Origin of the sequence: Flavobacterium humidisoli, from assembly GCF_023272795.1 — a bacterium.
Classification (GTDB): domain Bacteria; phylum Bacteroidota; class Bacteroidia; order Flavobacteriales; family Flavobacteriaceae; genus Flavobacterium; species Flavobacterium humidisoli.
Genome location: NZ_CP096829.1, coordinates 186,118 through 210,720, shown reverse-complemented (window position 1 = coordinate 210,720; position 24,603 = coordinate 186,118). Strand labels below are relative to the sequence as shown.

Sequence of the window (24,603 nt, the reverse complement as noted above, 5' to 3'; positions counted from 1 at the left end):
TAGACTTTAGATTTAAGATTGTAGATTTGTAGTTACAAGTTTAAATTTTAAAATCAAAAATCTAAAATATTACAGATGGCTACTGAAAATAAAAATCTATCAGAATACGATAAAAACACAATCCCAAACGCGAAAGACTTTCGGTTTGGGATTGTTGTTTCTGAATGGAATGATGCTATAACAGAAGGACTTTATAATGGTGCTTTTGATGCTTTGGTTGATTGCGATGTTCCTGCTCAGCAAATTATCCGTTGGAATGTTCCAGGAAGTTTTGAGTTAATTTACGGAGCAAAAAAAATGCTTCAAACACAAAATGTAGATGCTGTTATCGTAATTGGATGTGTAATTCAAGGAGAAACTAAACATTTTGATTTTGTTTGCGAAGGCGTTACTCAAGGAATTAAAGATTTGAATGTTCAAACTGATGTTCCAGTTATTTTCTGTGTTTTAACAGATAATAATATGCAACAATCTATTGACAGAAGTGGAGGAGTTCATGGAAACAAAGGAACTGAAGCGGCAATTGCGGCAATCAAAATGGCTTATATTCGCCAGCAAGCTTCGATAGCTCATGCTTATAACCAGCCTTTATTGTCTTCAGGTGCAATTCAAATCGAAGATACGCCAAGAAAAATAGAGAACGAATAAAATATATTTGTTTTAAAAAAAATAAAAAAACCTATACTGTTAAAAGTGTAGGTTTTTTTATGCTTTTTTTGTGATTGTGTTAGGTTCCATCGAATTCGGAATTATATTACATTTGAGTTGGTTTTTAATTTAATTTCTATGAAAAAATATCTACTTTACGTTTTTATTTTATGCTTCAGTCTAAGTTATGCTCAGAATAAAATCAATGAAAATTTGAAAAGAGAACTTGATTCAATTATGAAATCAGATCAAATTCTTAGGGAATATATCAATTTTGATACTTCTGAGGATCGAAAAAAAGAAATCGTAAAAGACCTTGGTCGTGAAAATGATCCGAATTTTAGAAAGGGCATTTGGTTAGAGATGAAAAAACGAGATTCTCTTAATTTGATTAAGGTTGAAGAAATTATAAAACTATATGGTTATCCAGGAAAAAGCTTAGTTGGCGAACCAACCAATATTGCTGCGTGGTATGTTATTCAACACAGTTCTAAAATTGGAGAATATTTGTCAATGATTGAGAAAGAAGCGAAAAAGAAAGAGATACCTTTTACCTACTTTGCTAAAATGCAAGATCGTTTTTTAACGCAACAAGGAAAAGAACAGATTTATGGAACGCAAGGTCAGATGAAACAAATAACGAATAAAGAAACAGGAAAAAAAGAGTTTTTTAATTACGTCTCGCCAATTGAAAATCCTACTAGAGTTAACGATCGAAGAAAGAAAGCCGGTTTTGCAACTACAGTTGAGGAAAACGCAAAAGAAATGGGAATGGAATACAAGGTTTATACCTTGGATGAAATAAATAAAATGAACTAGTTTTTTTGTGTCTAACGCGCAATCATTCTGTTTTATAGACTGTTGTAGTTTTTGTTTTTTTTATGATTATTCTTATTCTAAAAGCCAATCAAAATTCACTAAATTTGTACTTCTTGGTTTATAAAAAACCTAATCTAAACTTTAAAATTATTTTTGCTTAATGTCGAGTATTATTCAATTGCTTCCTGATCACGTTGCTAACCAAATTGCTGCTGGAGAAGTGGTTCAAAGACCAGCTTCAGTCGTAAAAGAATTGTTAGAAAATGCTGTTGACGCCAAAGCAACTGATATCAAATTAATTATAAAAGATGCTGGTAAATCGCTAGTTCAGGTAATTGATAATGGTGTTGGAATGACCGTTACAGATGCCCGTTTGTGTTTTGCCCGTCATGCTACTTCCAAAATCCGCCAAGCAGAAGATTTATTTTCACTTGGAACAAAAGGTTTCCGTGGAGAGGCTTTGGCCTCTATTGCGGCGATTGCGCACATGGAAATGAAAACGAAACAGGATCAGGATGAACTTGGAACGCATATTGTAATTGAGGGAAGTAAATTTGTTTCGCAAGAAGTGGCTGTTTTGCCAAAAGGAACTTCATTTGCGGTTAAAAACTTGTTTTTTAATATTCCAGCTCGCCGTAATTTCTTAAAGTCCGATACGGTTGAATTTCGTCACGTGATGGATGAGTTCCAGCGTGTAGCATTGGCACATCCTAATATTCATTTTAGTTTTTATCATAACGGAAGTGAGATGTACAATCTTCCTGCAGCAGGATATCGCCAGCGAATTGTTGGTATTATGTCTGGAAAAACGAATGAAAAATTGGTTCCTGTAAACGAGGATACCGAAATTATAAACGTTCAAGGTTTTGTATGTAAACCTGAATTTGCTAAGAAAAATAGAGGAGAACAGTTCTTTTTTGTAAACGATAGATTTATAAAAAGCAGTTTCTTGCATCATGCTGTAATGTCTGCATACGACGGATTGCTTAAAGATGGTTCTCAGCCCAGTTATTTCTTATATCTGCAGGTTCCGCCAAATACAATTGATATCAATATACATCCAACTAAAACGGAAATTAAGTTTGATGATGAGCAGGCCTTGTATGCTATTTTAAGAGCGTCTATCAAGCACAGTTTAGGGCAGTTTAATGTTGCTCCAGTTTTAGATTTTGACCGTGATGCTAATTTAGATACGCCTTATCATTATAAAAATATTGAAGCAGAAGTGCCTACAATTCAGGTGGATGGAACTTTTAATCCGTTTACTGACGATAAAACCAATCAGCATTATAGTAAAGCAGCTTCGGGATCATCAGGATATAGTTCGGGGTCTTCTTTTTCATCTTCGTCGGGATCATCATCTTCTGGAACATCGTATTCTGGGTATTCCAAAAGGGTAGAGCCAACCACAAGCTGGGAAAGTTTATATGTTGGTTTAGATGTCGAAAATCCAGAAAGTATAGAAAGTTCGCCATTCACATTCGAAAATGAAGAAGTGACTTCTTCTTTGTTTAATGATGAAGATGTAGAACAATCTACTCAGAAAACGTATCAAATTCATAAAAAATATATCGTTTCGCCAATAAAATCAGGAATGATTATTGTGGATCAACAGCGTGCGCATCAGAGAATTTTGTACGAACAATTTTTGCTGAATATGACCGTTAATCAAGCTTCGAGCCAGCAGTTGCTTTTTCCTTTAGATCTGTTTTATTCGGCATCTGAAATGGAATTAATCGAAGAATTAAAACCTTCTTTAGAAACTACTGGGTTTGTTTTTGATGAAAGCAAAACCGATCATGTTGTAATTTCTGGAATTCCTGTAAATATTACAGAAAGTGAAGTTTCGCAGGTAATCGAACAATTATTAAGCGATTTGCAAGACGGAATTCCAGCGAACAGCTACAGTCAGAACGATACAATTGCCAAGTCAATGGCTAAAAGTTTAGCGGTTAAAACAGGGTCTTATTTAACCGAAAAAGAACAAGATAATTTAGTAAACGGATTGTTTGCCTGTAAAGATCCGAATATTTCACCTTTTCAAAAACCTACCTTCATCACCATGCGTGTCGAAGATATAGATAAAAAGTTTGCTTTATGATGAATATGACTCCAGTAGTTAAACAACTGCTTATTATTAATATTATATTTTTTATTGGTTCTCAGTTAGTGCCAATATCTTACGAGTATTTTGCGATGTTCTTCCCGGAAAATCCAAGTTTTCGCGTATGGCAGCCTATTACTCATATGTTTATGCATGGCGGAATTATGCATATTGCGTTTAATATGTTTGCATTGGTTTCGTTTGGATCTGCTTTAGAGCATTTTTGGGGAGGTAAAAAGTTTTTGTTTTTTTACATCTCTTGTGGTTTGGGTTCAGCATTGCTTCATACAGCGGTAAATTATTACTTTTTTGAGGATACAATTAATATATTGACAGCAAACGGATTTCATAAAGCTGATATCTTAAATATTTTAAGTCAGGGAAAAATAGATACGAGATGGCAAAGTTTAGTAAATCCAGCCCAATTTGATGGATTTACAAGTGCTTACATTGGAACTGTTGTTGGGGCTTCTGGTGCTATTTACGGTTTGCTGACTGCTTTTGCCTTTATGTTTCCTAATGCAGAATTGGCACTTTTGTTTATCCCAGTTCCAATCAAAGCTAAATACTTTGTTCCTGGGCTTTTATTAATGGATTTATTTTTAGGTGTTAAAGGTACTTCTCTGTTTGGCGGTGGCGGTACAGGTATAGCGCATTTTGCCCACGTTGGAGGTGCAATTACTGGTTTTTTAATGATGTGGTACTGGAAAAAAAATCAGTTTAATAACAACCGTTGGAATTAATTTTTAACTTTAAAGTACGAATTCTAAAACAAAAGAGTTTCTATGAATATTTTAGACGATTTAAAATTACAATATAGATTAGGAGGCATAGCCATGCGTGTTATGTATTGGAATATAGCATGTTTTATTGTATCACTTATTTTCTTCTACAACTATTCAAATGGCCTGTTTGATTTTCCGAGCTGGGTAGCTTTGTCTTCAGATCCTCAGGTTTTTATGTTTAAACCTTGGACTCTTTTAACATACGCTTTCTTTCATGATGGATTTTTGCATTTGTTGTTTAATATGATGGTGCTTAATTTTGCAAGCTCTTTGTTTCTCACGTATTTTACTCAAAAGCAATATTTAGGATTATATCTTTTAAGTGCTCTTTTTGCAGGAGTGGCTTTTGCGCTGAGTTTTTATTTGTCTAATATTGGTGGCTCAATTGTTGGTGCATCTGCTGCCATCATGGCAATTTTGGTTGCTACAACAACTTATTCTCCGCTAATGAATGTTCGCTTGTTTCTATTTGGAAACGTAAAGCTCTGGCATATTACTGCTGTTATTATAATTTTAGATTTGATGCAGTTTCGTCTTGGAAACATGGGCGGGCATATTTCGCATCTAGCCGGTGCCTTCTTCGGATTTATTTATATTAAATTGCTGCAAAACGGTATCGATTTAAGTACTATCGTTTCTAAAACTTTAGATTTCTTTGCGAATCTTTTTAAAAAATCTCCTACGACCCCATTTACAAAAGTTCATAAAAATTACAGAAAACCTACAGAAAAAACCACATCAAGAATTGTTACGAAAGATAAAACGCAGCAACAGATTGATGAAATTTTAGACAAAATAAGCCAGTCGGGATACGACTGCTTGACAAAAGAAGAAAAAGAGTTTTTATTTAAAGCTGGAAAATAAACTTGTAGGAAATAAATATGAAAAACCTTTCTTGGTTTAATAAAATAATGTTCTTTTTGAACATAGTGCTGACTGTGCTTACATTTAGCGTCTATGTTTTACCTTTTTTAGCACCTAAAAGTTTTCCGCTTTTATCGGTGCTTACTTTGTTTATGCCAGCCTTTTTTGTGGCCAATATATTGTTCTTTATCTATTGGGGAATTCAGTTTAAAAAACGCCTTATTTTGTCTGGTTTGGTTTTGCTAACAGGAATTACATTCATTAGTAAGTTTTATAAGTTTTCTGGAAAAGAGTATGTGAAAGACGAAAAAGATTTCTCTGTAATGAGTTATAATGTGCGTCTGTTTAATGTCTTTAAATGGCTGGACCGCGATGATATCCCGTCCAATATTAAATCTTTTATCGACGAAAAAGATCCAGATATTCTATGTATTCAAGAATACTCAAATTCTGCTCATTTAGATCTAAAAGTATATCCACACCGTTATATTTTTATTGATGGTAAAAAAATTAAAACGGGGCAGGCTATTTTTTCTAAATTTCCTATTATAGACGAAGGAAAGATTGTTTTTCCTAAATCAGATAATAATGTTGTTTATGCAGATATTAAGCGCGGAAAAGATATTATTCGTGTCTATAATATGCACTTGCAATCTATTAAGATATCTCCAGATGTAAGCGAGATTTCTGATGATATTGATAATGTAAATCAGAAAAAATCACAGCGTATTTATGCTAGAATCAGTAAAGGATTCACACAGCAGCAAGAACAGGCTGAAATTTTTAAAGAGCATATTAAGAAATGCACTTATCCGATTATTATTTGTGGCGACATGAATAACAGTCCGTTTTCTTATGTTTATAGAAGTATTAAAGGCAAGCTAAAAGATGCTTTTGAAGAAGCGGGAGAAGGTTTTGGTGCTACTTATAAATTCAAATATTATCCTGCAAGAATTGACTATATTTTTACAGACAGTAAAATGAAAGTAAAGCAATTTGAAAGTTTCTCTGATTTCGAAAACTCAGATCATTATCCAATAATGACAAGGCTTTTGGTCGAATGATTTGTTAATAGGAAGTCAAAAGTTGAAAGCCGAAAGTCAAAAGCCGAAAGTTATGGTGATACGAGAATTCGTAATGGATAACTTAAAAAATAATTTATATGATTTTTTGTGTTTTTAGATAATCCATTGCAAATTTACCTTCGTTAAAAAGTAAATCTAAAACACTTAAATTGTTGATGAAGCCATGTTTGTCATCAAAAACCTGAGTGTATTTTTCAAAAGAATTTTCATCTTTTTTACCATTTGCCAAATATCTGAAATCGGTAAAATCATTTACTTCGTGAAAATATTCTGTTGTTTTCCCAAATTCTAATTTCATACGAAGACATTTAGTTACAATATCTAAAACTTCGAAGTTTAAATCCATTAAAAATTGGTGTTTTTTTTCAAAAATAGGAGCGATGTCATCTTCAAAGTACTCGAAGAACGGAGAGCTTCTATATGCTGCTTCAAGCGATTTAAAATGCTGTTTCTGCCAATCAAATTCGTTTTCGATCAAAACGTCTTTTGTTTTCTGATGTGTCGCTTTAGAATGCTTAACAGGGATATTTAATAATTGAATTCCATTTGGACTATAGATGTAAGTTCTATTTCTATTGGTCTGTTTCTGAAAATTATCCTCCATTTCGAATGTAATTGTTTCAGATTGCGCAATAACTGCAAAATGACTAATAGAGGGAAAATAGGTCGGAAGTATTAAGGAATTCATTTCGTTTTGTTTCAAGTTTAAAAGTTTCAGGTTTCAAGTTGACGTAAAAAACGTGAAACTTGAAACCTGACACAAAAATAACTTTTTTTTAATTATGCTTTATTTTCTCTTCTTTTTTTCCAAATAAAATCTCCTACAAAATAGATAGCTAGAAGAATTAAGAAGTATTTGAAGTAAGATTGCGGTTGACCTTCACCATCTACAGTTGTAAATACTCGGTTCCAGCGAACTTTATTGATGCCTTTTCCGTTAGTATCCCAGCTCATCCAAATGAAAACTGGTTTTCCTACAATATGATTTTCGGGAACATAACCCCAGTAACGGCTATCTTCAGAGTTGTGACGGTTGTCTCCCATCATCCAGTAATAGTTTTGTTTGAAGGTGTATGTTGTTGCAGGTTTTCCGTTGATTATGAATTTTGAACCTTGCAATTCTAATGTATTTCCTTCGTAATTGGTGATAATCTCTTTATAGAAAGGAAGAGACTCATTTGTTAGAGCAACTGTTTTTCCGGCTTCAGGAATGTAAATAGGTCCCATGTTGTCTTGGTTCCATTTGTTGATGTGAGGGAAAATGTCGTTGTTGTCTCCTGTGTCAACTTTTCTAATTACAGCAGTAACTCCTGGAGTGTGTTTAAATCTTTCTGCTCCAGCTTCTGTTAATGCACCTAAATAAAGAGTATCTCTTTTTTCAGTTCTAAAACCTGCTGGATCAGTAATATCTAATTCTTTGAAAATGGTTTCAAAGTCAATAGATGTTTTTCCGTCTAATGCTACAGCGTATGAGTACTGAGGTTTTGCTCTTTCAGGTAAAACTAGCTTTTTCCCGTTAATAAAAACATAGCCGTCTTTTATTGATAAGCTGTCTCCAGGAATACCAACACATCTTTTTACATAGTTTGATTTTTTATCAATTGGCTTGATAACACCCGGTCTTCCTTTTGGTTCAAAGAAATAGTGAACTGTATCGACGGGCCAGTTGAAGACGACAATGTCGCATCGGTTTATTTTCTGAATAGCTGGTAATCTAAAATAAGGTAATTGTGGCCAGCTTAAATATGATTTGCTTTTAGTTAAAGGAATAGAGTCATGAACCATTGGTAATGCAACAGTCGTCATTGGAACTCTAGGGCCGTAGTTTAATTTGCTTACAAATAAGAAATCACCAATCAATAAAGATTTTTCTAAAGATGATGTTGGAATTGTGTAAGGCTGTACAACATAAGTATGAACTAAAGTTGCTACTATAATGGCAAATAATAATGAGCTGACAGTGTCTGCTGTTTTGTTTTCTGGAGTTAAACTTCTGTCTTTACGATACTCTAATTTCTGAGTATAGTTTACGTAATAGATGTAGAAGCCTAATGTAAAAAGTCCTAAAAAAGTGTCTAAAGCAGATCTTTTATTAAAAGTTCTTAAGGTTTCTACCCATACAACTGGAAACATAATCAAGTTGATAATTGGAATAAAAAGCAGTAATGTCCACCACGTTGGACGTCCGATAATCTTCATTAAAACGATAGAATTGTATACCGGAATTGCTGCTTCCCAGCTTTTTCTTCCTGCTGCCTGATACAATTTCCATGTTCCAAGAAAATGAATAATTTGAACGGCTAAGAAAAATACGAACCAAGAGTAAAGTGTCATAATATTGTATTTTAAGTTTCAAATTCAAGTTTTTAATAATCCTGAATTTTGGTCAATTATTGTAAGTTTAGTACGTCTTTCATAGAGAAAATTCCCTGTTTTCCTGCTAGCCATTCTGCTGCAACAACAGCACCAAGGGCAAAACCTTCGCGGTTATGAGCAGTATGTTTAATTTCGATACTGTCAATAGCAGAATCGTAATTTACAGTATGTGTTCCAGGTACTTCTCCAATTCTTTTTGCTTCAATATGAATTTCGTTTGCTTGTGCTTCATCCATAGTCCAATTTGCATAATCGCTGTTTTGGATAACGCCTTGAGCTAAAGAAATAGCTGTTCCGCTTGGAGCATCAAGTTTGTGGATATGGTGAATTTCTTCCATCGAAACTTTATAAGAATCGAATTGCTTCATGATTTTAGCTAAATATTCATTTAGTCCGAAGAAAATATTTACTCCCAAGCTGAAGTTCGAACTTGAAATAAATCCTCCTTTTTTCTCATTGCAAAGTGCAATCATTTCGTCATAATGTTCTAGCCATCCAGTAGTTCCTGATACCACAGGAACATTAGCGTTAAAAGATGCAGAAATGTTGCTCACTGCAGCTGATGGAACACTGAAATCGATGGCAACATCGGCTGTTGAAAGGCCGTCATAGGTGTTAAATTCATCTTTCCTTAAAACTATTTCATGACCTCGTTCTAAAGCAATTCTTTCGATTACTTTACCCATTTTTCCGTATCCTAAAAGCGCAATTTTCATTATGATTTGTTTTTTGATTTTTTATATAGAATTTAATCTATTAAAACTTATAATTAAAAGTTAGACCAACGTTTGGTTTGAATGTTACATCGGCAGGATAAATTTCTGGACGCATTGAAAGTCTTTCGTTTACGTTAAATTGTATCAATGCGGCGTCAACATTGGCATCGATTATGTTTAAAACATAGAATCCGACAACGAATAAAGCAGATAAATCTCTATTTCTTTGATAGAATTTTTGTCCAGCAATAAGTCGGCTATCATCCAGATATTTGTAATTATCATCGTTATAGCCTTCTAATCTTCGTTTGTAGGCGTCACGATAATCATGGTATTTTTTATTGTTGTCTATGTAGAAATACAAACTTGTTCCGATTGCTCCGTAAACCAATGGAATTTTCCAGTATTTTTTGTTGTATGCTTGACCTAAACCAGGTAAAACTGCAGAGTAAAAAGCTGCTTTTGCTGGTGTAAGCGGGTCTATTTCTTCTAATGATGTGGTGTCTTTTACGACCAAAACCGTGTCTTTTTTTACCTGGGCAAAAAGAGAAACGGTTCCTGTTAGAAAGAACAATAGGCCAATGGGGACAATTTTATTCACTATCCGTTTATTAATTTCATAATTCTATTAAAGTCAGCTTCAGAATTAAATGGAATTGTAATTTTTCCTTTTCCGTTACCAGCGACTTTTATATCAACTTTTGAACCAAAATAATCGTTGAAAGAGTTTTTTTGAGTTTCTCTAACTACGAATGCAGCATCCGCTTTTGGCTTTCCATCCGCTTTTGGCTGTAAACCTTCGTGGTAATTTTTAACTAAAGCTTCTGTTTCGCGAACTGATAAATTTTGGCTAACAATTTTTTGATAGATATCGGTTTGAACGTCTAAATCTTCAATGTTGATAATTGCTCTACCGTGTCCCATACTGATAAAACCGTCACGAATACCGGTTTGGATAATCGGATCTAATTTTAAAAGACGCAAATAGTTGGCAATTGTCGAACGTTTTTTCCCCACTCTTTCACTCATTTGTTCTTGAGTTAATTGAATTTCGTCGATTAAACGTTGGTATGATAAAGCAATCTCAATTGGATCTAAATCATGACGTTGGATGTTTTCAACCAAAGCCATAACCAATGATTCGTTGTCATTTGCAATACGGATATAAGCAGGAACATGAGTTAAGCCTACTAATTTAGACGCACGAAGACGACGTTCTCCAGAGATTAACTGGTATTTATTAAAATCTAATTTACGAACAGTAATAGGTTGAATTACACCCAATTCTTTAATAGAAGTGGCTAATTCACGTAATGATTCTTCATTAAAATTGCTTCTAGGCTGAAATGGATTTATTTCAATCGCACTTATTTCAAGCTCAATGATATTTCCAACAACTTTGTCAGCATTTTTGTCTTCTACTGATTTGATGTCGTTTTCCGGATCTTTTAATAATGCAGATAATCCTCTTCCTAAGGCTTGTTTTTTAATTACTTTTGTCATAAAAACTATTTACTGTTTTTCTTTATAATTTCTTGTGCTAAATGAATATAGTTTACGGCACCTTTGCTTGTTGCATCATAATTAATGATACTTTCTCCAAAACTTGGAGCCTCACTTAGTTTTACATTTCGCTGAATTACAGTATCAAAAACCATATCGTTAAAGTGTTTTTGAACTTCTTCTACAACCTGATTTGATAAACGTAATCTTGAATCGTACATTGTTAGTAATAGACCTTCAATGTCAAGATCTGGGTTGTGGATTTTTTGAATACTCTTAATAGTGTTCAATAATTTTCCTAATCCTTCAAGTGCAAAATATTCACATTGAATAGGAATAACTACAGAATCTGCTGCTGTTAAAGCATTCAAGGTTAACAAACCTAAAGAAGGTGCACAGTCGATAATGATATAATCATATTCTTCTTTTGCTTCTTCCAATGCTTTTTTAAGCATGTATTCACGGTTTTCTTTGTCAACCAATTCAATTTCGATAGCAACAAGGTCAATGTGAGCAGGTATCACATCTACGTTTGGAGCTGTACATTTTAAAACGGCTTCTTTTGGTGTTACAGTATGTTCAAGTATTTGGTAAGTTCCGGTTTCAACTGTTTCTACGTCAATTCCAAGACCAGATGTAGCATTGGCCTGTGGATCAGCGTCGATTAATAATACTTTTTTCTCTAAAACACCTAATGAGGCAGCAAGATTTACTGATGTAGTAGTCTTTCCAACGCCTCCTTTTTGATTAGCAATAGCAATGATTTTGCCCATTTATTTTCTGAATTTTGAACCGTAAAAATACAATTATTTATGGTTTCTGAAAATCTATTTTGTTAACATTTGTGAAAGTCTGCCTAATCGGGGTTTCATGGGTGTTTGATACAAAATAATTTTAGTTATGAATAAAATTTTTAATAAGTTTTTGGGACAATTTAGTGATGTTCTTACCTCAAAAAGACAAGAATCTAATTTTGTTGTGTGAAAAACTTTTTATTTTAAAATCTCGATAGTGACATAAACTAAGCCACTTTTTTTATTAGATGCAATATCCATAAAAGCTCTTTTGCTTAGATCAATTTCTCTTCCATTAACAAAAGGTCCTCGATCCGTAATTTCTACGATCGTGAATTTATTGTTTTCCTCGTTTGTTATTTTTAGTATTGTGCCAAAAGGGAATTTTTTATGCGCAGCAGTAAGCTCATTATTATTGAATCTTTTTCCACTCGCTGTTTTTCTTCCATTAAATTTATCGTGATAATAAGAAGCATGGGCATTTTTCTTGTATAGCACACTTTCTCTAGCTAATGAACAGGAATCTATAGAAATGATGTTTTTTTCTTGTGCGATTATGACAGTTGAAAAAACTAAAGCAATAAATAATAGAATCTTTTTCATTTTGTTTTCTTTTTCTATTAGCGGGCAAAAAAAAGCTATTAAAGAAAAACAAATGGGCTGGAAAGGTCATATTTATGTTATAAAAAGATAAATTTCGAAATTTTGTAGTGTTTTTGATAAGAAAATTGAGTCCAAAAACGGACTCGAAGGTTGGAGATTATTGCTATTTTGGGCTTTCTTAAAATTACAATTATTACAATCTATCAAACCACAAAATGAACATTCTTATGAGTAAAAAAGCAATTTCATTATTTACAGCATTTGCATTTATGCTGCTTTTATGCAGTTTTACTTCTTCGTTTTCGAATAACGAAAAAATAGAAGGAAATAAAAAAATTGAACGCAAAATCGTTTACAGCAAAAAGAAACATAGTATTACATTATCATGGTCAGCTTTTGGTTCTTCTGGAAATTATATAATTACTAGAGGGGGCAGCCGTTTAGCATCTGATTTTGTTTCAGTAGGATCAACTTCTAAATTGACATTTACCGATAATAAACCTAATAAAGATAAATATGAGAATTATTATAAAGTTACTCGAAATGATGTTACTATTATAATTTCAGTCGAAAATCAGATTTTTGGAGATAATATGTATTTCTATGATAGAAAGCATGAAAAAGCTGAAACAGCCCGAAATGAAATTAATGCACAGTTTAGCAGTATTGGTTTAGGAGGTGCCAATGGAGAGTGGACAACAAAACGCCAGGCTTATTATTTTAAACCAAATGTGAATGAACAAACCTACGATGTTGGCGGATCGGGTTCTGCATCGTCTGCAACATCTAATGCTATAGAATTAGGGTTTTATTCTCATATTGGAGGTTTAGGAAAATTGCCTTCAGACGTTAAATTGGGAGCAATATTTACAAGACCCCATCTTTCTGGCGGTGCAAATGCGACTTGTACATTTTGGCGTTCTGTTGAAAATGTAGAAGTAATGCGTGATTTTTCATGGACCGTTTCTCAGTCAACTAGCGCACGAAGATTACTAATTGAAAGTACTTCAAAGTATATTTCGGATATTGGAGATACTAACTTTTGGGGCAGTGGTGGTTTTATTGCCGATACTCATTACACATCTGCAAGACCGAACTGGGGTGGACAGCAACAATGGTATACTAGAAATACTGTTTTTCCTTCTGGTTCAGGAACGATGGGTGGTTCATATAATATGGTTTGGCAAGGATGTGTAAATCCTCCAAAAGCAGATGATAGTAATTCTCCAATTTCGACAACGCCTATTATACGAGAAAAACCTTTTCTTTTTATTGATAATGACGGAGAATATAAAGTTTTTGTACCAGCATGGCAAAAGGATAGAGTTGGAGTTTCATGGTCTGCTACAGATATAGGAAAAGGTGAAATTCAAGATTTGATTACAAACTGGTACGTTGCTAAAGAAGGAGATACCGATAAAGAAATTAATGCTGCGCTAAAAGCAGGTAAGAATATTTTTTTCACTCCAGGTCATTATGCATTAAATGCTCCGATTCAGGTAAACAGAAAAGATGCCATACTTCTGGGAGCTGGTATTGCTTCTGTAACGCTAGAGCCAACAGAAAAAAATAGTTGGGGATGTATTTATGCCGATGATAAAGACGGAATTATTATTGCTGGGCTTTTAATGGATTCATTGAATAGTACGACGTATCAAGTTAGAGTTGGTAATGAAGGAGCAAATGCAGATCATAGTGCAGATCCAATCTTACTTAGCGACATTACTTGCCGAGTGGGCGGGGTTCAGTCAAATAATATTCAAATTCAAGCTTCTATGCAGATCAATAGTAATAATGTTGTGGGGGATCATTTCTGGTTGTGGCGTGCCGATCACGGTTCGCAGAAAGGTGGCAATGCACGCTGGCAAAGAGACAGATGTAAAAACGGACTTATTGTTAAGGGGAATGATGTTACGCTATATGCATTGTTTGTTGAACATTATCAGGAATATGAGGTTTTATGGCTAGGAGAACGCGGTAGAACTTTTTTCTTTCAAAACGAACCGCCATATGATGCGCCAAATCAAGCAAGCTGGAGCAGTCAGGGAGGTAGAGTTGATGGTTATGCAGCATTCAAAGTGGCTAATAAGGTAAAAGAGCATCATACTATAGGAATGGGTTCTTATGCTGTTTTTACGGGAACAGACGGTAATGTAAATAAGAAAAATGGCTTTGAAGCACCGAACAGTCCGAATGTAAAATTGGAAAAAATGTGTATCACGCGTTTTGCAGGTTCAGGAAATATTCAAAATGTTATAAATGGTACAGGAGGAAGTACAGCAACTGGTGTAAAACGAGTGGCATCATATAATAATGATAAAGGTACACAGCCTTATGATGAGGAATTTACTTTGCCTAATCGCGAATCTTACCCTGCTTACATTAGTATGGAGAAATAAACGAAAAAAAATATTTTGAAATTAAAACCTCTGAAAATCAATCGATTTTCAGAGGTTTGTTTTTTAAATATAGCCCGCGGTTTCAACCGCGGAGAAGCATTTAATTATCATGTTGCGTTCCCACGATTGAAACCGCAGGCTATGTCCTAAAATGTGGTAATTCTGTTCAACTTTATAATTTGAAATTATGCAAAAACAAAAAAGCCGAACATTTCTGTTCGGCTTTTGTCGGGGTGGCAGGATTCGAACCTGCGGCCTCCTGCTCCCAAAGCAGGCGCGATAACCGGGCTACGCTACACCCCGAAGATGTAATTTTGTTGTAGTGCCCGAAAGCGGATGCAAAGATATAAATAAATTTGATTTGTAAAAGGAAAAAATGAAAATAAATAAAACTTATTTGGACATAGCTATTTCAGATTTATTTTCGGCGTTATTTTTTATAATAAAGTTTACATTTGCAACTCAAAAAAACTATTACTATGTCAAATACAATCGAAAAAATTAAATGCCTTATTATAGGTTCTGGTCCGGCAGGTTATACTGCAGCTATTTATGCGGCTAGAGCTAATATGAATCCAGTACTATATCAAGGAATGCAGCCTGGTGGTCAGTTGACTACAACTAATGAGGTGGAGAACTTTCCTGGTTATGTTGATGGAGTTACGGGACCTGAAATGATGATTCAGTTGCAAGAACAAGCAAAACGTTTTGGTGCTGATATTCGTGATGGCTGGGCTACAAAAGTTGATTTTTCTGGAGATATTCATAAAGTTTGGATTAATGATACAATCGAATTGCACTGTGAAACGGTAATTATTTCTACAGGTGCTTCGGCTAAATATTTAGGATTACCATCAGAACAGCACTATTTAAATATGGGTGGTGGAGTTTCTGCTTGTGCAGTTTGTGACGGATTCTTCTACAGAAACCAAGATGTTGTTATTGTTGGAGCAGGAGATTCTGCTTGTGAAGAAGCACATTATTTATCTAAGCTTTGTAAAAAAGTAACAATGTTGGTTAGAAGCGAAAAATTTAGAGCTTCTAAAATTATGGAAGAGCGTGTTCGTAAAACTGAAAATATCGAGATTTTAATGAATCACGATACGGTTGAAGTTTTAGGAGACAACAATGTTGTGCATGCTATTAAAGCTTTAAACAAAACAACTGGCGAAACAATCGAAATTCCTGCAACTGGTTTCTTCGTGGCAATTGGTCACAAACCGAATACAGATATTTTTAAAGATTATATCACCCTTGACGAAACTGGTTATATTGTAAATACTCCAGGTACATCTAAAACAAATGTAGAGGGTATTTTCGTAGCTGGTGATGCTGCAGATCACGTATACCGTCAGGCAATTACGGCTGCGGGTACAGGGTGTATGGCAGCTTTGGATGCTGAAAGATATTTGGCTTCAAAGGAGTAAGTTTCAAGTTTAAGTTTTCAAGTTGTTAAAACTTTGAAACCTTTTGTAATAAAAAAATCCCAGTCTAAAAATTTTAGACTGGGATTTTTCTTTTTCATTATGTTTATTTTTAAACTTTAAAGTTTACAATGTCGTTGTTTTTGCTTTTGTTGCGCCTGGCTTTTTAATTAGTTTTGCTTCTTCGCTAAAGCGTGTAAGGTCTATTTTTGGATCGCCATATAACGAAATTTCAGATTTGTCTCCAGCTGCTATTGCAATAGTGGTATCTGCTAAAATAGTAGCAACGGCAGAACCTTCAGCTGTGACATTTGCATCTTTCAAAGTAAATTTGGTTCCTGTAAAAACAGAATTATTGTCTAATCTAATTGTTGCTTTTTCGGCAATGCCTTCAATTGCAGCAGTGGCTTTTTGATACAAATCGCATTTGAATTTTACAGCAGAAACCAATGTTTTAACTCCCGCATTTTTACTCAATTGTAAATTTCCGTCTTCAGCTTTTAAGTTTAATTCTGTTCTAGATTTATCATCGGCAATTAAAGTAAATTTCTTTGCATTTACATTCAGATACAATTTAGAAAAATCAACGCAGTTCATTGTAATATCATCTAATTGCAATTCCTGAATAGCATAAACTATAGCTTCATTTTTAGCGATAACTTTATTTAATGATTTAGTATAAGTAACCTTAACAGATAATTTCTTGAATATAGAAGATTCTTTATTGGTATATAATCTAAGTGTTTTTTCTCTTAAATCCATTCCAATGATATCGTGGAGATTGTCATCGGCTTCAATTTTAATTTCGTTTTTTTCTCCTTGTTCCAAATAAACTTCAATATTATCATCGACTTCAAGGGCATCAAAACTTCCGACTTCTTTTACTGAGGTTGTCACAATTTTAGAACCTTTAATTTTTTCTCTTTTTTGAGCGAAAGTCAAAGTCGTAACAAATACTAATAGGAGCAGGGCTGTACTTTTTTTCATTAATTCTAGATTTGATTTTGACAAATATAAAAAAATCATCCACTTTTGATGAATGATTTCGTTTATATTTAACAGTTGCTTTTTTTAGCTTTTATTTACACTTCCTCCAGATGTTGCAGATTTTTCAATTGTTTTTGGAGTACCGCTGTAGTTAATATTTCCTCCGCTAGAAGCATCTGCTTTTAAGCTTAAGATTGGTTTTACAGAAACTGTTCCTCCGCTAGAAGCATCTGCTTGAATGTCATTGGCCATTAATTTTTCGGCATCAATGCTTCCTCCACTTGAAACAGAAGTAGTAAGGCTTAATGCTTTCCCTTCAATAACTACAGAGCTTCCGCTTCCAGCATCTATTGCGATTCTGTCCGATTCGATTTTAACATCCATCGAAGCAGCACTTGAAGTTTCTAAAGTAATGTCTTCACCTTGAATAAGTCCATTGGCTTCGACAGTTGAAGCGCTTGAAGCTTCTATTTTATGAATAGCAGGCATTTTTACCGTTACCGTTTTTGATGTAATGTTGCGGAAAGAGCTGTATTTGCATTCTATAATAAGTGTTCCGTTTTCTACTTTCGTAACGATTTCTTTTTGAAGATTGTCATCGGCTTCAACGGTAATTTCTGTAGTGGCAGACTGTACAATAACCAAATCGATAGCATTGCTTACAGAGATATTTTTAAACTCTCCTTGAACGGTTCTTTTTTCTGTTGTAACATTGCCGCTTCCTTCAATTGCATTCATGTTAAAATTACATGAAGCAAACAATAAAGCAGTAATAGTTATAATTATAAATTTCGTAATATGAATGATTATTTTTATCATGGTTTAGTTAATTTTGATTATTACTCCGTTTTTATCAGTGGTTAGTCTTCCTTTAGTTTTTTTTCCGTTGATAACTTCTTTTCCGTTAATTTTAACCGAAACTTCTCTTACAGTATCAGTGGCATCAATTTGAGCATCATTAATGGCATCATTAACTTCTTCGTTTATATTCTCGTAGTCAGTTTCATCATTGTCATTATCTTCATCAGCAGGACAGTTTAAACATTTTACTTTAGATCCGATAACTTTGTAATTGTAATCTCCGTTGTAATTTAATTCAAAGAAATTGTCATCTGAGTTATAGTAATCTCTTATAGAAGAATCTGGTTTAACTAATTGCCCTTCTGGTAAATAAAGATAAATATCAACTTCTTGGCCTTTAAATTTATTTTTTACATCTGTCAGAAAATAGTTATCCAAAATTAAATGATTTCCGTTAACTTGAAACTTATAATCGATCTTTTCTGCTCTTTTTTTTGCATTTGTAAAAGAGTTTCCTCTTGCACTTTTTTCAATCTGCATAAACGGAGTTGATTCGTCTGTGCGCAATACGTGTATACGTACATCATTAGAATAAATCAGTTCTTTGTTTGCAGAATCTTGTACAAACTCAAATTCTCTATAGTGGTTCAAGCTTTTTGTGTAATAATCATTGTACTTGAACTTAATGTATAAAGTATCAGTAGGTTTGATTGCCAGAACTTTTTTCTCCACCACTTTATTATCGTATGAAATTTCAGTTGCCTGTTTGATTCCGATACTAGTAAGAATTGCGATAGAAATAATCCAAAGAGCTAAAAGGGTATATTTTGTGATGTTTCCGATTGATTTTAAATTTGGAGATAACAGTTTAAATCCTAAAAGAGTTAAGAAGAAAAACGGAATTCCAACAGAAAAGAACATTAACAATCCGAATGACCAAAGAGGATATTCTGTAAAGTTTCCAGCTTCAACAAAATTCTGCCAAGGGAAATCAATAAAAATATTAGTTCCTAAAGTAAATACGCCGATCAATAACATGATTAAGGTAGAAATCCCTGAGATAATTAGAATTACTCCTAAAAATTTAGCAAAGATTTTAAAAACCGTCATAACAAAGTCTCCAAATGAACTACTTATTCTCCCAGCTCCCGACTTTACCTGGTTTCCCATTTTATCATAGTCCGCATTTTTGAATTTCTCAGAAAGCGAATCAATTTCTTCTCTAACTTTTTTTTCGATGTTAGAAATGGTTACCGGTTCTCCTGTCATTTCCAATTTTTCAGAAGTTGTAACAGCTTCAGGAGTTACAATCCAAAGAACAAAATAAGCCAAGATTCCTGTTCCAAAACCTGCAAAAACGAAGATTAAGAATATGATTTTAATCCAAACTGCGTCAATTCCGAAATAATGTCCTAAACCTGTCGCCACACCGCCAATCATACCATTTTCTTTGTCACGATATAATTTTTTGTGTTTTCTTGCATTGTAGTTATTGAAAGATTGATTTGCGTTTTCTTCGTCTTCAATTCTATAATCTTCTGGTTGACCCATTACAGCAATCACTTCGTCAACATCTTTCAGTCCAACAACATGTTTTTCGCTTTTCTGTTTTTCTGTCAACAATTCAGAAACACGCATTTCGATATCTTTAATAATTTCATCTTGTCCAGATGAGTTGTTAAGTGATCGTTTTATAGCGTCAAAGTAGCGTGTCAATTTTAAGTATGCATCTTCATCGATGTGAAAAAACATCCCGCCTAAGTTAATATTTACTGTTTTGTTCATGACTTATTGATTTTGATTGGTGATTAGATTTACGGCGTCAGATAATTCTGTCCAGGTGCCGCTAAGTTCGTTTAAAAAAGTTTGTCCTATCTCGGTTAACCCATAATATTTTCGCGGTGGTCCAGAGGTCGATTCTTCCCAGCGATAATTAAGTAAACCGTCATTTTTTAATCTAGTTAACAACGGGTAAACGGTTCCTTCTACAACTAGTAATTTTGCGTTTTTTAAAGTGTCTAATATTTCAGATGTATATGCGTCTTTTTCTTTTAGAACTGATAAGATGCAAAACTCAAGAACACCTTTGCGCATCTGTGCTTTTGTGTTTTCAATGTTCATAATTTCATTTTGTTTTTTTTTGATTGAACAATTCGTTTTTTGATTGATGATAATTTGATTGATGATTGATTTCGAAACTTATATGATTTGATTGATGTTTCGACTATAACTTTTAATTTTTTAATGTCACTTTATAAAAGGAATCGTAAGCGGATATTTGTATAATTCTCCGTTTGAAGCTTTTATTGAAGCATAGATCACTAAAAAGAATTCAACGAATTTTAAAACTCCAAAAAGGACCACAGCAGTAATTCCGACGCTTAAAAGTCCAATGTTTGCTTGAAAGTTAAAGTTTCTAATTACAAAATCGTCGTCATTAAAAACAGCTTCTAACGGAAGATTCTGCAAGAAAACAGTAACGAAAATTGGAATGGCAATAAGTGCTAAGATCAAACTGTAAAGCAAAATGCTTAGCTGGAAATTTAAAGCTTGTTTTCCGTGATGATCTGCAAATTCAGATTTGTCTTTATAGTTTGTCCAAATGATTAGCGGAAAAATATAGTTCCCAAACGGAATTATATATTGGCTTAAAGTACTCAAATGAGTAAATGATGCTGTATTCTTTTCTGATGTTTTTTCCATGATGAGTGGTGTTGTTGTTTCCATGATTAAAAGTATATAGTAATTTCTTATGCAAATATATGTCTAAAAAACAGTATCTTGTTTTGCATAGTACCAAATATTAACAAAAAATTAACAAATTTAATGTTGTGAAATAATGCTTAAATGATTGAAAATCATTCTAAATCCGCGTCTTTATTGGGTTCCTTTTGATATGTGAATAATTTATTGTGCGCGCATAGTTTTTTTGTATTTTTACATAAAAAAACAAATCTATGGCACTTTCTGTATCAAAACTTAACAAATTCGTCTTATTCAAATTACCTTCTGCATACTTTTGTGGTGTGCGTGTAAAAGCAATTGATAGTGATAGTTGCATTGTAAGTGTCAAGCATCGCTGGATCAATCAGAATCCGTTTAACTCAATGTATTTTGCAGTTCAAGCTATGGCAGCAGAGCTTACAACGGGAGCTTTGGTGATTTCACAGATTCAACAAAGTGGTAAAAAGATCTCGATGTTGGTGGCCAACAACAAAGGAAACTTCACAAAAAAAGCGACAGGAAGAATTACTTTTGTCTGCAATGACGGACATTTAATTGCCGAGGCAATAAAGAAAACCATAGAGACTGGAGAAGGACAGACATTCTGGATGAAATCTATTGGAACAAATGAAGAAGGAATTCAAGTTTCTGAAATGGATTTTGAATGGAGTGTAAGATTGAAATAGTTTTTTATTTTGCCACGAATTTCACGAATTATTTTTTACAATGCATTAAGCATTTCCTAATTCGTGGAATTCGTGGTGAAAAAAGACCATAAAAAAGGCCTCAAATATTTGAGGCCTTTTTCTTTGAAATCGAGTTTCAATTATTTTTTAACGCAGCAAGACTTTTTATCTTTTTTTTCTGTCGATGTTTTTTTACAGCATGATTCTTTTTTAGCTTTTTCTTTTGCTGCTGGTTTTGTTTCTTGAGCGGTTACTCCAATTGAAAATAAAGCAACAGTTAAAATTGTGATTACTTTTGTCATTTTGTTTTAAATGTTTTTTATGTTAGAAAGATTATAATTGGTAGATCAAATATAAATTGATTTCTTTACTGTAGGAATAGTTCTATTGTTAATGTTTTGGTAAAAGAAAGTTTTAATTTTTGCTAAAAAAATCATCATCAATTTTAATATTGAGTGATTTCATGATTATCCCTTTATAATTTTCTTTTAGCAAACGGTTTATTGCAGTTTGTGATTTATAAATGATTTTATAATTAGCGTTTTCTATTTGAATGCTTCTGATAGATCTGCTGATTTCACGAATATTTTCATCGTTCCATCTACCTCTTCCAAAATAAATATGTCCTAGTTTTTCTTCTGGATTATAAGGAATTAAATTAAAAACAATTGAATCTCCTTTTTTCATCTCATCCAATTTATCGTTTTTAACTTTCGGATTGATAATAAGTTTTACCTTGACATTGCTTTTTCCTTTATTAGTAAACAAAATACCCTGTGAAGGATCACAACTTGTTAAGAATATGCAACAGAAAAGGGGTAGTATAAAATATAGCTTTCTCATACGTTATATCCAGATTATTGATTTTAGAAACGAAGATATAATTTATTTACTGTAAGAATGCTTTTCTAAAATGAACTTAAATCACTTATATGGTTTAAGAAAAAATCAATAGTTTAAATTCAACCCAAACCCAATTCCCATGTCGCTATCATAATGTGTTGTAATTCCGAAGTTTCGGGCAACAATATATTTTAAGCCAGCCATATATTCTTTATCTGTATTCCACATCAAATTCATTCGCAGTCTTTGAGAAAGCGGAATATCTTTTCGTTCAAACTGCAAACGAACATTTCCATCCGTATAAACCTCAACTTGTGCTTTTATAAGCATAGGTAAAGTATATTCAAGACCAGCACTAAAAACCGAACGATTGTCTTTGGTGTTTTTTTGGCCAAAAAGATTCTGTTCCTGTTCGTCCATTCCCATTTTGCGATAACGCCAGTCAAAACCTATAAAAGGCATTAACCATTGATTCTTTCCAATGTAACGTCCAATATGAGTTTTCGTTTCATAACCGTGTTTGTCGTTGTAACCTAATCTCCATTCCGTTCCAATGCTCCAACGGGTGTTACTGAACATCGCTTCACCATCATTTCCGTTACTCGCAAAATCATTTTCTGCCATAAAATGAAACATACGATCGTCCATTTTCAACATTTTGAAAGCCATTTCAGGATGATGAATCAGTGGATTTGGTGCTGAATTTTCGTAACTGAAAATTCTACCCATTCCAGCCATCATATGATATAAAATATGACAGTGGAAAAACCAGTCACCATCAGCATTTGCCTGAAACTCGATTGTGTCGGTTTCCATCGGCATAATATCGATGACATTTTTTAGCGGTGAATAATCGCCATGTTCGTTTAATATTCTAAAATCATGTCCGTGTAAATGCATCGGGTGGCGCATCATTGAAGCATTGTATAAAACAATACGAACGTTCTCTCCTTTTTTAATTAAAATCTTATCGGTTTCAGAAACTACTTTATTATCCAAACTCCAGACATAACGATTCATATTTCCAGAGAGCGTAAAGCGCAATTCTTTTACGGGAGCATCTTTAGGAAGATTGGTTTTAAAAGGCGATTTCAGCATTCCGTAATTCAAAGTCACAATTTCGGAGGTTTCAGTGCTGTCACTTTTTATTTCCATCTCTTCCATATTATGACCAGAATGATCCATTGGTTTAGAATTTTCGTCTTCGCCCGAAATTTCAGGATACATTACGGCGTTCATATCCATTTTGTTCAAAGACATATTCATACCCATATCATTCATTTCGCCATTCATTTTCATCATATCGTTCATCATTTTCATGCCTTCAAAATATTTAAGTTTTGAAAGATGATGAATGGGCTGTTTTTCTCCATTTCCTAAAAATAAAGAAGCAGATCCTGTTCGATCTTCGGCTGTAGCCAAAAAAGCAAAAGATTTATTATCTTCTGGAATTGTAACCACAACATCATAGGTTTCAGAAACGGCAATAATTAAACGATCGACTTCTACAGGTTCAACATCATTTCCGTCACTAGCGACAACGGTGATTTTTCCTCCGCCATAAGTCAGCCAGAAATAACTGGAAGCGCCTCCGTTTGCAATTCTTAAGCGGACTTTCGAACCGGGTTTGAAATCCGAAAGTTGTTGCTCGTTTTTTCCGTTTAGTAGAAATTTTTCATAATAAACATCACTCACATCCATGGCATTCATTCGCTTCCATTCGTTGGTAACCTTGGTTGAAAAATGTCCTTGTTTTACCGCTTCGGTGTAACTTTGCGTTGTTCCTTTTTTGATAGCAAACCAATCGTTGGCATTGTGTAGCATTCGCTGAATATTCTCAGGTTTCAAATCCGACCACTCGCTTAAAATAACTGGAATTGTCGGTAAATCGTCGATTCCTTTTCTGATTGTTGAATCGTCTTTTTTCTTATTGATAATAAAAAGTCCGTATAAACCAATTTGTTCCTGAAGACCAGAATGGCTGTGATACCAATACGTTCCATTCTGAATAATCGGAAATGTATATTTATGAGTTGTTCCAGGTTCTATCGGCATTTGAGTTAAATACGGAACACCATCTTCTTTATTGGGCAGAAATAATCCGTGCCAGTGCATCGAAGTCGTTTCTTTTTTTAATTCGTTATGCACATAAATTTCAGCAATATCACCTTCGGTAAAAGTTAGAGTCGGCATTGGAATTTGCCCGTTAACAGCAATCGCACGTTTTTCTTTACCCGAAAAATTGACAATGGTATCACGAACGTATAAATCGTATCGCACCACTTTTTGGGCTTTCAGCTGAAAAGCAATTAAGAAAAGTATAAAGAAGTATTTAATTTTCATGATAAATAATAATTTTAAATCGTTGGTCTAAATTGAACACAATTTATTTTTAACACATAGAGACATAGAATTTATGTCTAAAAAGAGAATAAAAGAAAC

Annotated in this window: 24 protein-coding genes, 1 tRNA gene and 1 pseudogene; 9 read left to right on the top strand and 17 right to left on the bottom strand. The window is 33.7% G+C overall.

Features of this window, described 5'->3' with window-relative positions; genetic code table 11:
• Positions 1-75 precede the first annotated feature (75 nt).
• The 6 genes from ribH to M0M44_RS01025 all read left to right on the top strand — a co-directional run bounded on the left by ribH (position 76) and on the right by M0M44_RS01025 (position 6,284).
• The gene (ribH, locus tag M0M44_RS01050; RefSeq protein ID WP_248728138.1) at positions 76-648 is read left to right on the top strand and encodes a 6,7-dimethyl-8-ribityllumazine synthase; all 573 of its coding nucleotides are present in this window, start codon (positions 76-78) and stop codon (positions 646-648) included.
• Between the two features lie 138 nt (positions 649-786).
• Entirely contained in the window at positions 787-1,467 is a 681-nt protein-coding gene (locus M0M44_RS01045; protein ID WP_248728137.1) for a DUF6624 domain-containing protein, read from the top strand.
• A gap of 160 nt (positions 1,468-1,627) precedes the next feature.
• Positions 1,628-3,568 carry a DNA mismatch repair endonuclease MutL gene (gene mutL, locus M0M44_RS01040; protein WP_248728136.1) on the top strand — a complete coding sequence of 647 codons (1,941 nt, stop codon included), beginning with the start codon at positions 1,628-1,630 and terminating at the stop codon, positions 3,566-3,568.
• Complete coding sequence (locus tag M0M44_RS01035; protein ID WP_248728135.1) at positions 3,565-4,314, top strand: rhomboid family intramembrane serine protease; 750 nt, start codon at positions 3,565-3,567, stop codon at positions 4,312-4,314. The genes mutL and M0M44_RS01035 overlap by 4 nt, the downstream gene beginning before the upstream one ends.
• A gap of 42 nt (positions 4,315-4,356) precedes the next feature.
• Positions 4,357-5,220 carry a rhomboid family intramembrane serine protease gene (locus M0M44_RS01030; protein ID WP_248728134.1) on the top strand — a complete coding sequence of 288 codons (864 nt, stop codon included), beginning with the start codon at positions 4,357-4,359 and terminating at the stop codon, positions 5,218-5,220.
• A gap of 17 nt (positions 5,221-5,237) precedes the next feature.
• Positions 5,238-6,284 (top strand): endonuclease/exonuclease/phosphatase family protein, encoded by a 1,047-nt coding sequence (locus M0M44_RS01025; RefSeq protein WP_248728133.1) that lies wholly within the window; start codon positions 5,238-5,240, stop codon positions 6,282-6,284.
• 94 nt (positions 6,285-6,378) lie between these two features.
• On the opposite strand, the gene M0M44_RS01020 is transcribed toward M0M44_RS01025, so the two are convergent.
• From M0M44_RS01020 to M0M44_RS00990, 8 genes and pseudogenes are all read right to left on the bottom strand, one after another.
• Positions 6,379-6,993: a WbqC family protein gene (locus tag M0M44_RS01020; protein WP_248728132.1), complete on the bottom strand. Its 615-nt coding sequence runs from the start codon at positions 6,991-6,993 to the stop codon at positions 6,379-6,381.
• Positions 6,994-7,085: 92 nt separating this feature from the next.
• Positions 7,086-8,639 carry a signal peptidase I gene (gene lepB, locus M0M44_RS01015; RefSeq protein ID WP_248728131.1) on the bottom strand — a complete coding sequence of 518 codons (1,554 nt, stop codon included), beginning with the start codon at positions 8,637-8,639 and terminating at the stop codon, positions 7,086-7,088.
• A gap of 24 nt (positions 8,640-8,663) precedes the next feature.
• On the bottom strand, positions 8,664-8,753 hold the full coding sequence (locus M0M44_RS23860) for a hypothetical protein (RefSeq protein WP_420842752.1): 90 nt from the start codon (positions 8,751-8,753) through the stop codon (positions 8,664-8,666).
• A pseudogene (dapB, locus tag M0M44_RS01010) lies at positions 8,720-9,397 on the bottom strand (4-hydroxy-tetrahydrodipicolinate reductase); the annotation flags it as partial. The gene M0M44_RS23860 and the pseudogene dapB, both read right to left, overlap by 34 nt.
• Before the next feature lie 40 nt (positions 9,398-9,437).
• Complete coding sequence (locus M0M44_RS01005; RefSeq protein WP_248728129.1) at positions 9,438-9,998, bottom strand: DUF5683 domain-containing protein; 561 nt, start codon at positions 9,996-9,998, stop codon at positions 9,438-9,440.
• On the bottom strand, positions 9,998-10,900 hold the full coding sequence (locus tag M0M44_RS01000; protein WP_095929441.1) for a ParB/RepB/Spo0J family partition protein: 903 nt from the start codon (positions 10,898-10,900) through the stop codon (positions 9,998-10,000). The genes M0M44_RS01005 and M0M44_RS01000 overlap by 1 nt, the downstream gene beginning before the upstream one ends.
• 5 nt (positions 10,901-10,905) lie before the next feature.
• The gene (locus M0M44_RS00995) at positions 10,906-11,673 is read right to left on the bottom strand and encodes a ParA family protein (protein ID WP_008464569.1); all 768 of its coding nucleotides are present in this window, start codon (positions 11,671-11,673) and stop codon (positions 10,906-10,908) included.
• Positions 11,674-11,892: 219 nt separating this feature from the next.
• Positions 11,893-12,297, bottom strand: coding sequence for a septal ring lytic transglycosylase RlpA family protein (locus M0M44_RS00990; protein ID WP_248728128.1), 405 nt, complete (start codon positions 12,295-12,297; stop codon positions 11,893-11,895).
• Between the two features lie 227 nt (positions 12,298-12,524).
• On the opposite strand from M0M44_RS00990, the gene M0M44_RS00985 reads away from it, so the two are divergent.
• Positions 12,525-14,696 (top strand): hypothetical protein, encoded by a 2,172-nt coding sequence (locus M0M44_RS00985; RefSeq protein WP_248728127.1) that lies wholly within the window; start codon positions 12,525-12,527, stop codon positions 14,694-14,696.
• A 228-nt stretch (positions 14,697-14,924) separates the two neighbouring features.
• Here the strand turns inward: M0M44_RS00985 and M0M44_RS00980 are convergent.
• Positions 14,925-14,999 (bottom strand) — tRNA-Pro (locus tag M0M44_RS00980).
• Between the two features lie 176 nt (positions 15,000-15,175).
• Here M0M44_RS00980 and trxB point away from each other — a divergent pair.
• A complete protein-coding gene (trxB, locus tag M0M44_RS00975) occupies positions 15,176-16,123 on the top strand; it encodes a thioredoxin-disulfide reductase (protein ID WP_248728126.1) in 948 nt (315 codons plus the stop codon).
• 123 nt (positions 16,124-16,246) lie between these two features.
• Here trxB and M0M44_RS00970 read toward each other — a convergent pair whose 3' ends face one another.
• The 5 genes from M0M44_RS00970 to M0M44_RS00950 form a co-directional block, all read right to left on the bottom strand.
• A complete protein-coding gene (locus M0M44_RS00970; protein WP_248728125.1) occupies positions 16,247-17,107 on the bottom strand; it encodes a GIN domain-containing protein in 861 nt (286 codons plus the stop codon).
• 84 nt (positions 17,108-17,191) lie between these two features.
• Entirely contained in the window at positions 17,192-17,926 is a 735-nt protein-coding gene (locus M0M44_RS00965; RefSeq protein ID WP_248728124.1) for a head GIN domain-containing protein, read from the bottom strand.
• A 3-nt stretch (positions 17,927-17,929) separates the two neighbouring features.
• Positions 17,930-19,693: a PspC domain-containing protein gene (locus M0M44_RS00960; protein ID WP_248728123.1), complete on the bottom strand. Its 1,764-nt coding sequence runs from the start codon at positions 19,691-19,693 to the stop codon at positions 17,930-17,932.
• A gap of 3 nt (positions 19,694-19,696) precedes the next feature.
• The gene (locus M0M44_RS00955; RefSeq protein ID WP_008464689.1) at positions 19,697-20,029 is read right to left on the bottom strand and encodes a PadR family transcriptional regulator; all 333 of its coding nucleotides are present in this window, start codon (positions 20,027-20,029) and stop codon (positions 19,697-19,699) included.
• Positions 20,030-20,155: 126 nt separating this feature from the next.
• Positions 20,156-20,635, bottom strand: a complete 480-nt coding sequence (locus M0M44_RS00950) for a DUF4870 domain-containing protein (RefSeq protein WP_248728122.1) — start codon at positions 20,633-20,635, stop codon at positions 20,156-20,158.
• Between the two features lie 230 nt (positions 20,636-20,865).
• Here M0M44_RS00950 and M0M44_RS00945 point away from each other — a divergent pair, with 230 nt between their 5' ends.
• Positions 20,866-21,318, top strand: coding sequence for a DUF4442 domain-containing protein (locus M0M44_RS00945; protein WP_248728121.1), 453 nt, complete (start codon positions 20,866-20,868; stop codon positions 21,316-21,318).
• A gap of 140 nt (positions 21,319-21,458) precedes the next feature.
• Here M0M44_RS00945 and M0M44_RS00940 read toward each other — a convergent pair whose 3' ends face one another.
• The 3 genes from M0M44_RS00940 to M0M44_RS00930 all read right to left on the bottom strand — a co-directional run bounded on the left by M0M44_RS00940 (position 21,459) and on the right by M0M44_RS00930 (position 24,504).
• Positions 21,459-21,620, bottom strand: a complete 162-nt coding sequence (locus M0M44_RS00940; RefSeq protein WP_248728120.1) for a hypothetical protein — start codon at positions 21,618-21,620, stop codon at positions 21,459-21,461.
• 112 nt (positions 21,621-21,732) lie between these two features.
• Positions 21,733-22,086, bottom strand: coding sequence for a hypothetical protein (locus M0M44_RS00935; protein WP_248728119.1), 354 nt, complete (start codon positions 22,084-22,086; stop codon positions 21,733-21,735).
• 180 nt (positions 22,087-22,266) lie between these two features.
• On the bottom strand, positions 22,267-24,504 hold the full coding sequence (locus M0M44_RS00930; protein ID WP_248728118.1) for a multicopper oxidase family protein: 2,238 nt from the start codon (positions 24,502-24,504) through the stop codon (positions 22,267-22,269).
• Between the last annotated feature and the right edge of the window lie 99 nt (positions 24,505-24,603).

What these genes read in the sequence shown, in the direction of transcription:
- ribH (WP_248728138.1), top strand. Translation starts at nt 76, where the DNA reads ATGGCTACTGAAAATAAAAATCTATCAGAATACGATAAAAACACAATC.
- M0M44_RS01045 (WP_248728137.1), top strand. Translation starts at nt 787, where the DNA reads ATGAAAAAATATCTACTTTACGTTTTTATTTTATGCTTCAGTCTAAGT.
- mutL (WP_248728136.1), top strand. Translation starts at nt 1,628, where the DNA reads ATGTCGAGTATTATTCAATTGCTTCCTGATCACGTTGCTAACCAAATT.
- M0M44_RS01035 (WP_248728135.1), top strand. Translation starts at nt 3,565, where the DNA reads ATGATGAATATGACTCCAGTAGTTAAACAACTGCTTATTATTAATATT.
- M0M44_RS01030 (WP_248728134.1), top strand. Translation starts at nt 4,357, where the DNA reads ATGAATATTTTAGACGATTTAAAATTACAATATAGATTAGGAGGCATA.
- M0M44_RS01025 (WP_248728133.1), top strand. Translation starts at nt 5,238, where the DNA reads ATGAAAAACCTTTCTTGGTTTAATAAAATAATGTTCTTTTTGAACATA.
- M0M44_RS01020 (WP_248728132.1), bottom strand. Translation starts at nt 6,993, where the DNA reads ATGAATTCCTTAATACTTCCGACCTATTTTCCCTCTATTAGTCATTTT.
- lepB (WP_248728131.1), bottom strand. Translation starts at nt 8,639, where the DNA reads ATGACACTTTACTCTTGGTTCGTATTTTTCTTAGCCGTTCAAATTATT.
- M0M44_RS23860 (WP_420842752.1), bottom strand. Translation starts at nt 8,753, where the DNA reads ATGGCTAGCAGGAAAACAGGGAATTTTCTCTATGAAAGACGTACTAAA.
- M0M44_RS01000 (WP_095929441.1), bottom strand. Translation starts at nt 10,900, where the DNA reads ATGACAAAAGTAATTAAAAAACAAGCCTTAGGAAGAGGATTATCTGCA.
- M0M44_RS00995 (WP_008464569.1), bottom strand. Translation starts at nt 11,673, where the DNA reads ATGGGCAAAATCATTGCTATTGCTAATCAAAAAGGAGGCGTTGGAAAG.
- M0M44_RS00990 (WP_248728128.1), bottom strand. Translation starts at nt 12,297, where the DNA reads ATGAAAAAGATTCTATTATTTATTGCTTTAGTTTTTTCAACTGTCATA.
- M0M44_RS00985 (WP_248728127.1), top strand. Translation starts at nt 12,525, where the DNA reads ATGAGTAAAAAAGCAATTTCATTATTTACAGCATTTGCATTTATGCTG.
- trxB (WP_248728126.1), top strand. Translation starts at nt 15,176, where the DNA reads ATGTCAAATACAATCGAAAAAATTAAATGCCTTATTATAGGTTCTGGT.
- M0M44_RS00970 (WP_248728125.1), bottom strand. Translation starts at nt 17,107, where the DNA reads ATGAAAAAAAGTACAGCCCTGCTCCTATTAGTATTTGTTACGACTTTG.
- M0M44_RS00965 (WP_248728124.1), bottom strand. Translation starts at nt 17,926, where the DNA reads ATGATAAAAATAATCATTCATATTACGAAATTTATAATTATAACTATT.
- M0M44_RS00960 (WP_248728123.1), bottom strand. Translation starts at nt 19,693, where the DNA reads ATGAACAAAACAGTAAATATTAACTTAGGCGGGATGTTTTTTCACATC.
- M0M44_RS00955 (WP_008464689.1), bottom strand. Translation starts at nt 20,029, where the DNA reads ATGAACATTGAAAACACAAAAGCACAGATGCGCAAAGGTGTTCTTGAG.
- M0M44_RS00950 (WP_248728122.1), bottom strand. Translation starts at nt 20,635, where the DNA reads ATGGAAACAACAACACCACTCATCATGGAAAAAACATCAGAAAAGAAT.
- M0M44_RS00945 (WP_248728121.1), top strand. Translation starts at nt 20,866, where the DNA reads ATGGCACTTTCTGTATCAAAACTTAACAAATTCGTCTTATTCAAATTA.
- M0M44_RS00940 (WP_248728120.1), bottom strand. Translation starts at nt 21,620, where the DNA reads ATGACAAAAGTAATCACAATTTTAACTGTTGCTTTATTTTCAATTGGA.
- M0M44_RS00930 (WP_248728118.1), bottom strand. Translation starts at nt 24,504, where the DNA reads ATGAAAATTAAATACTTCTTTATACTTTTCTTAATTGCTTTTCAGCTG.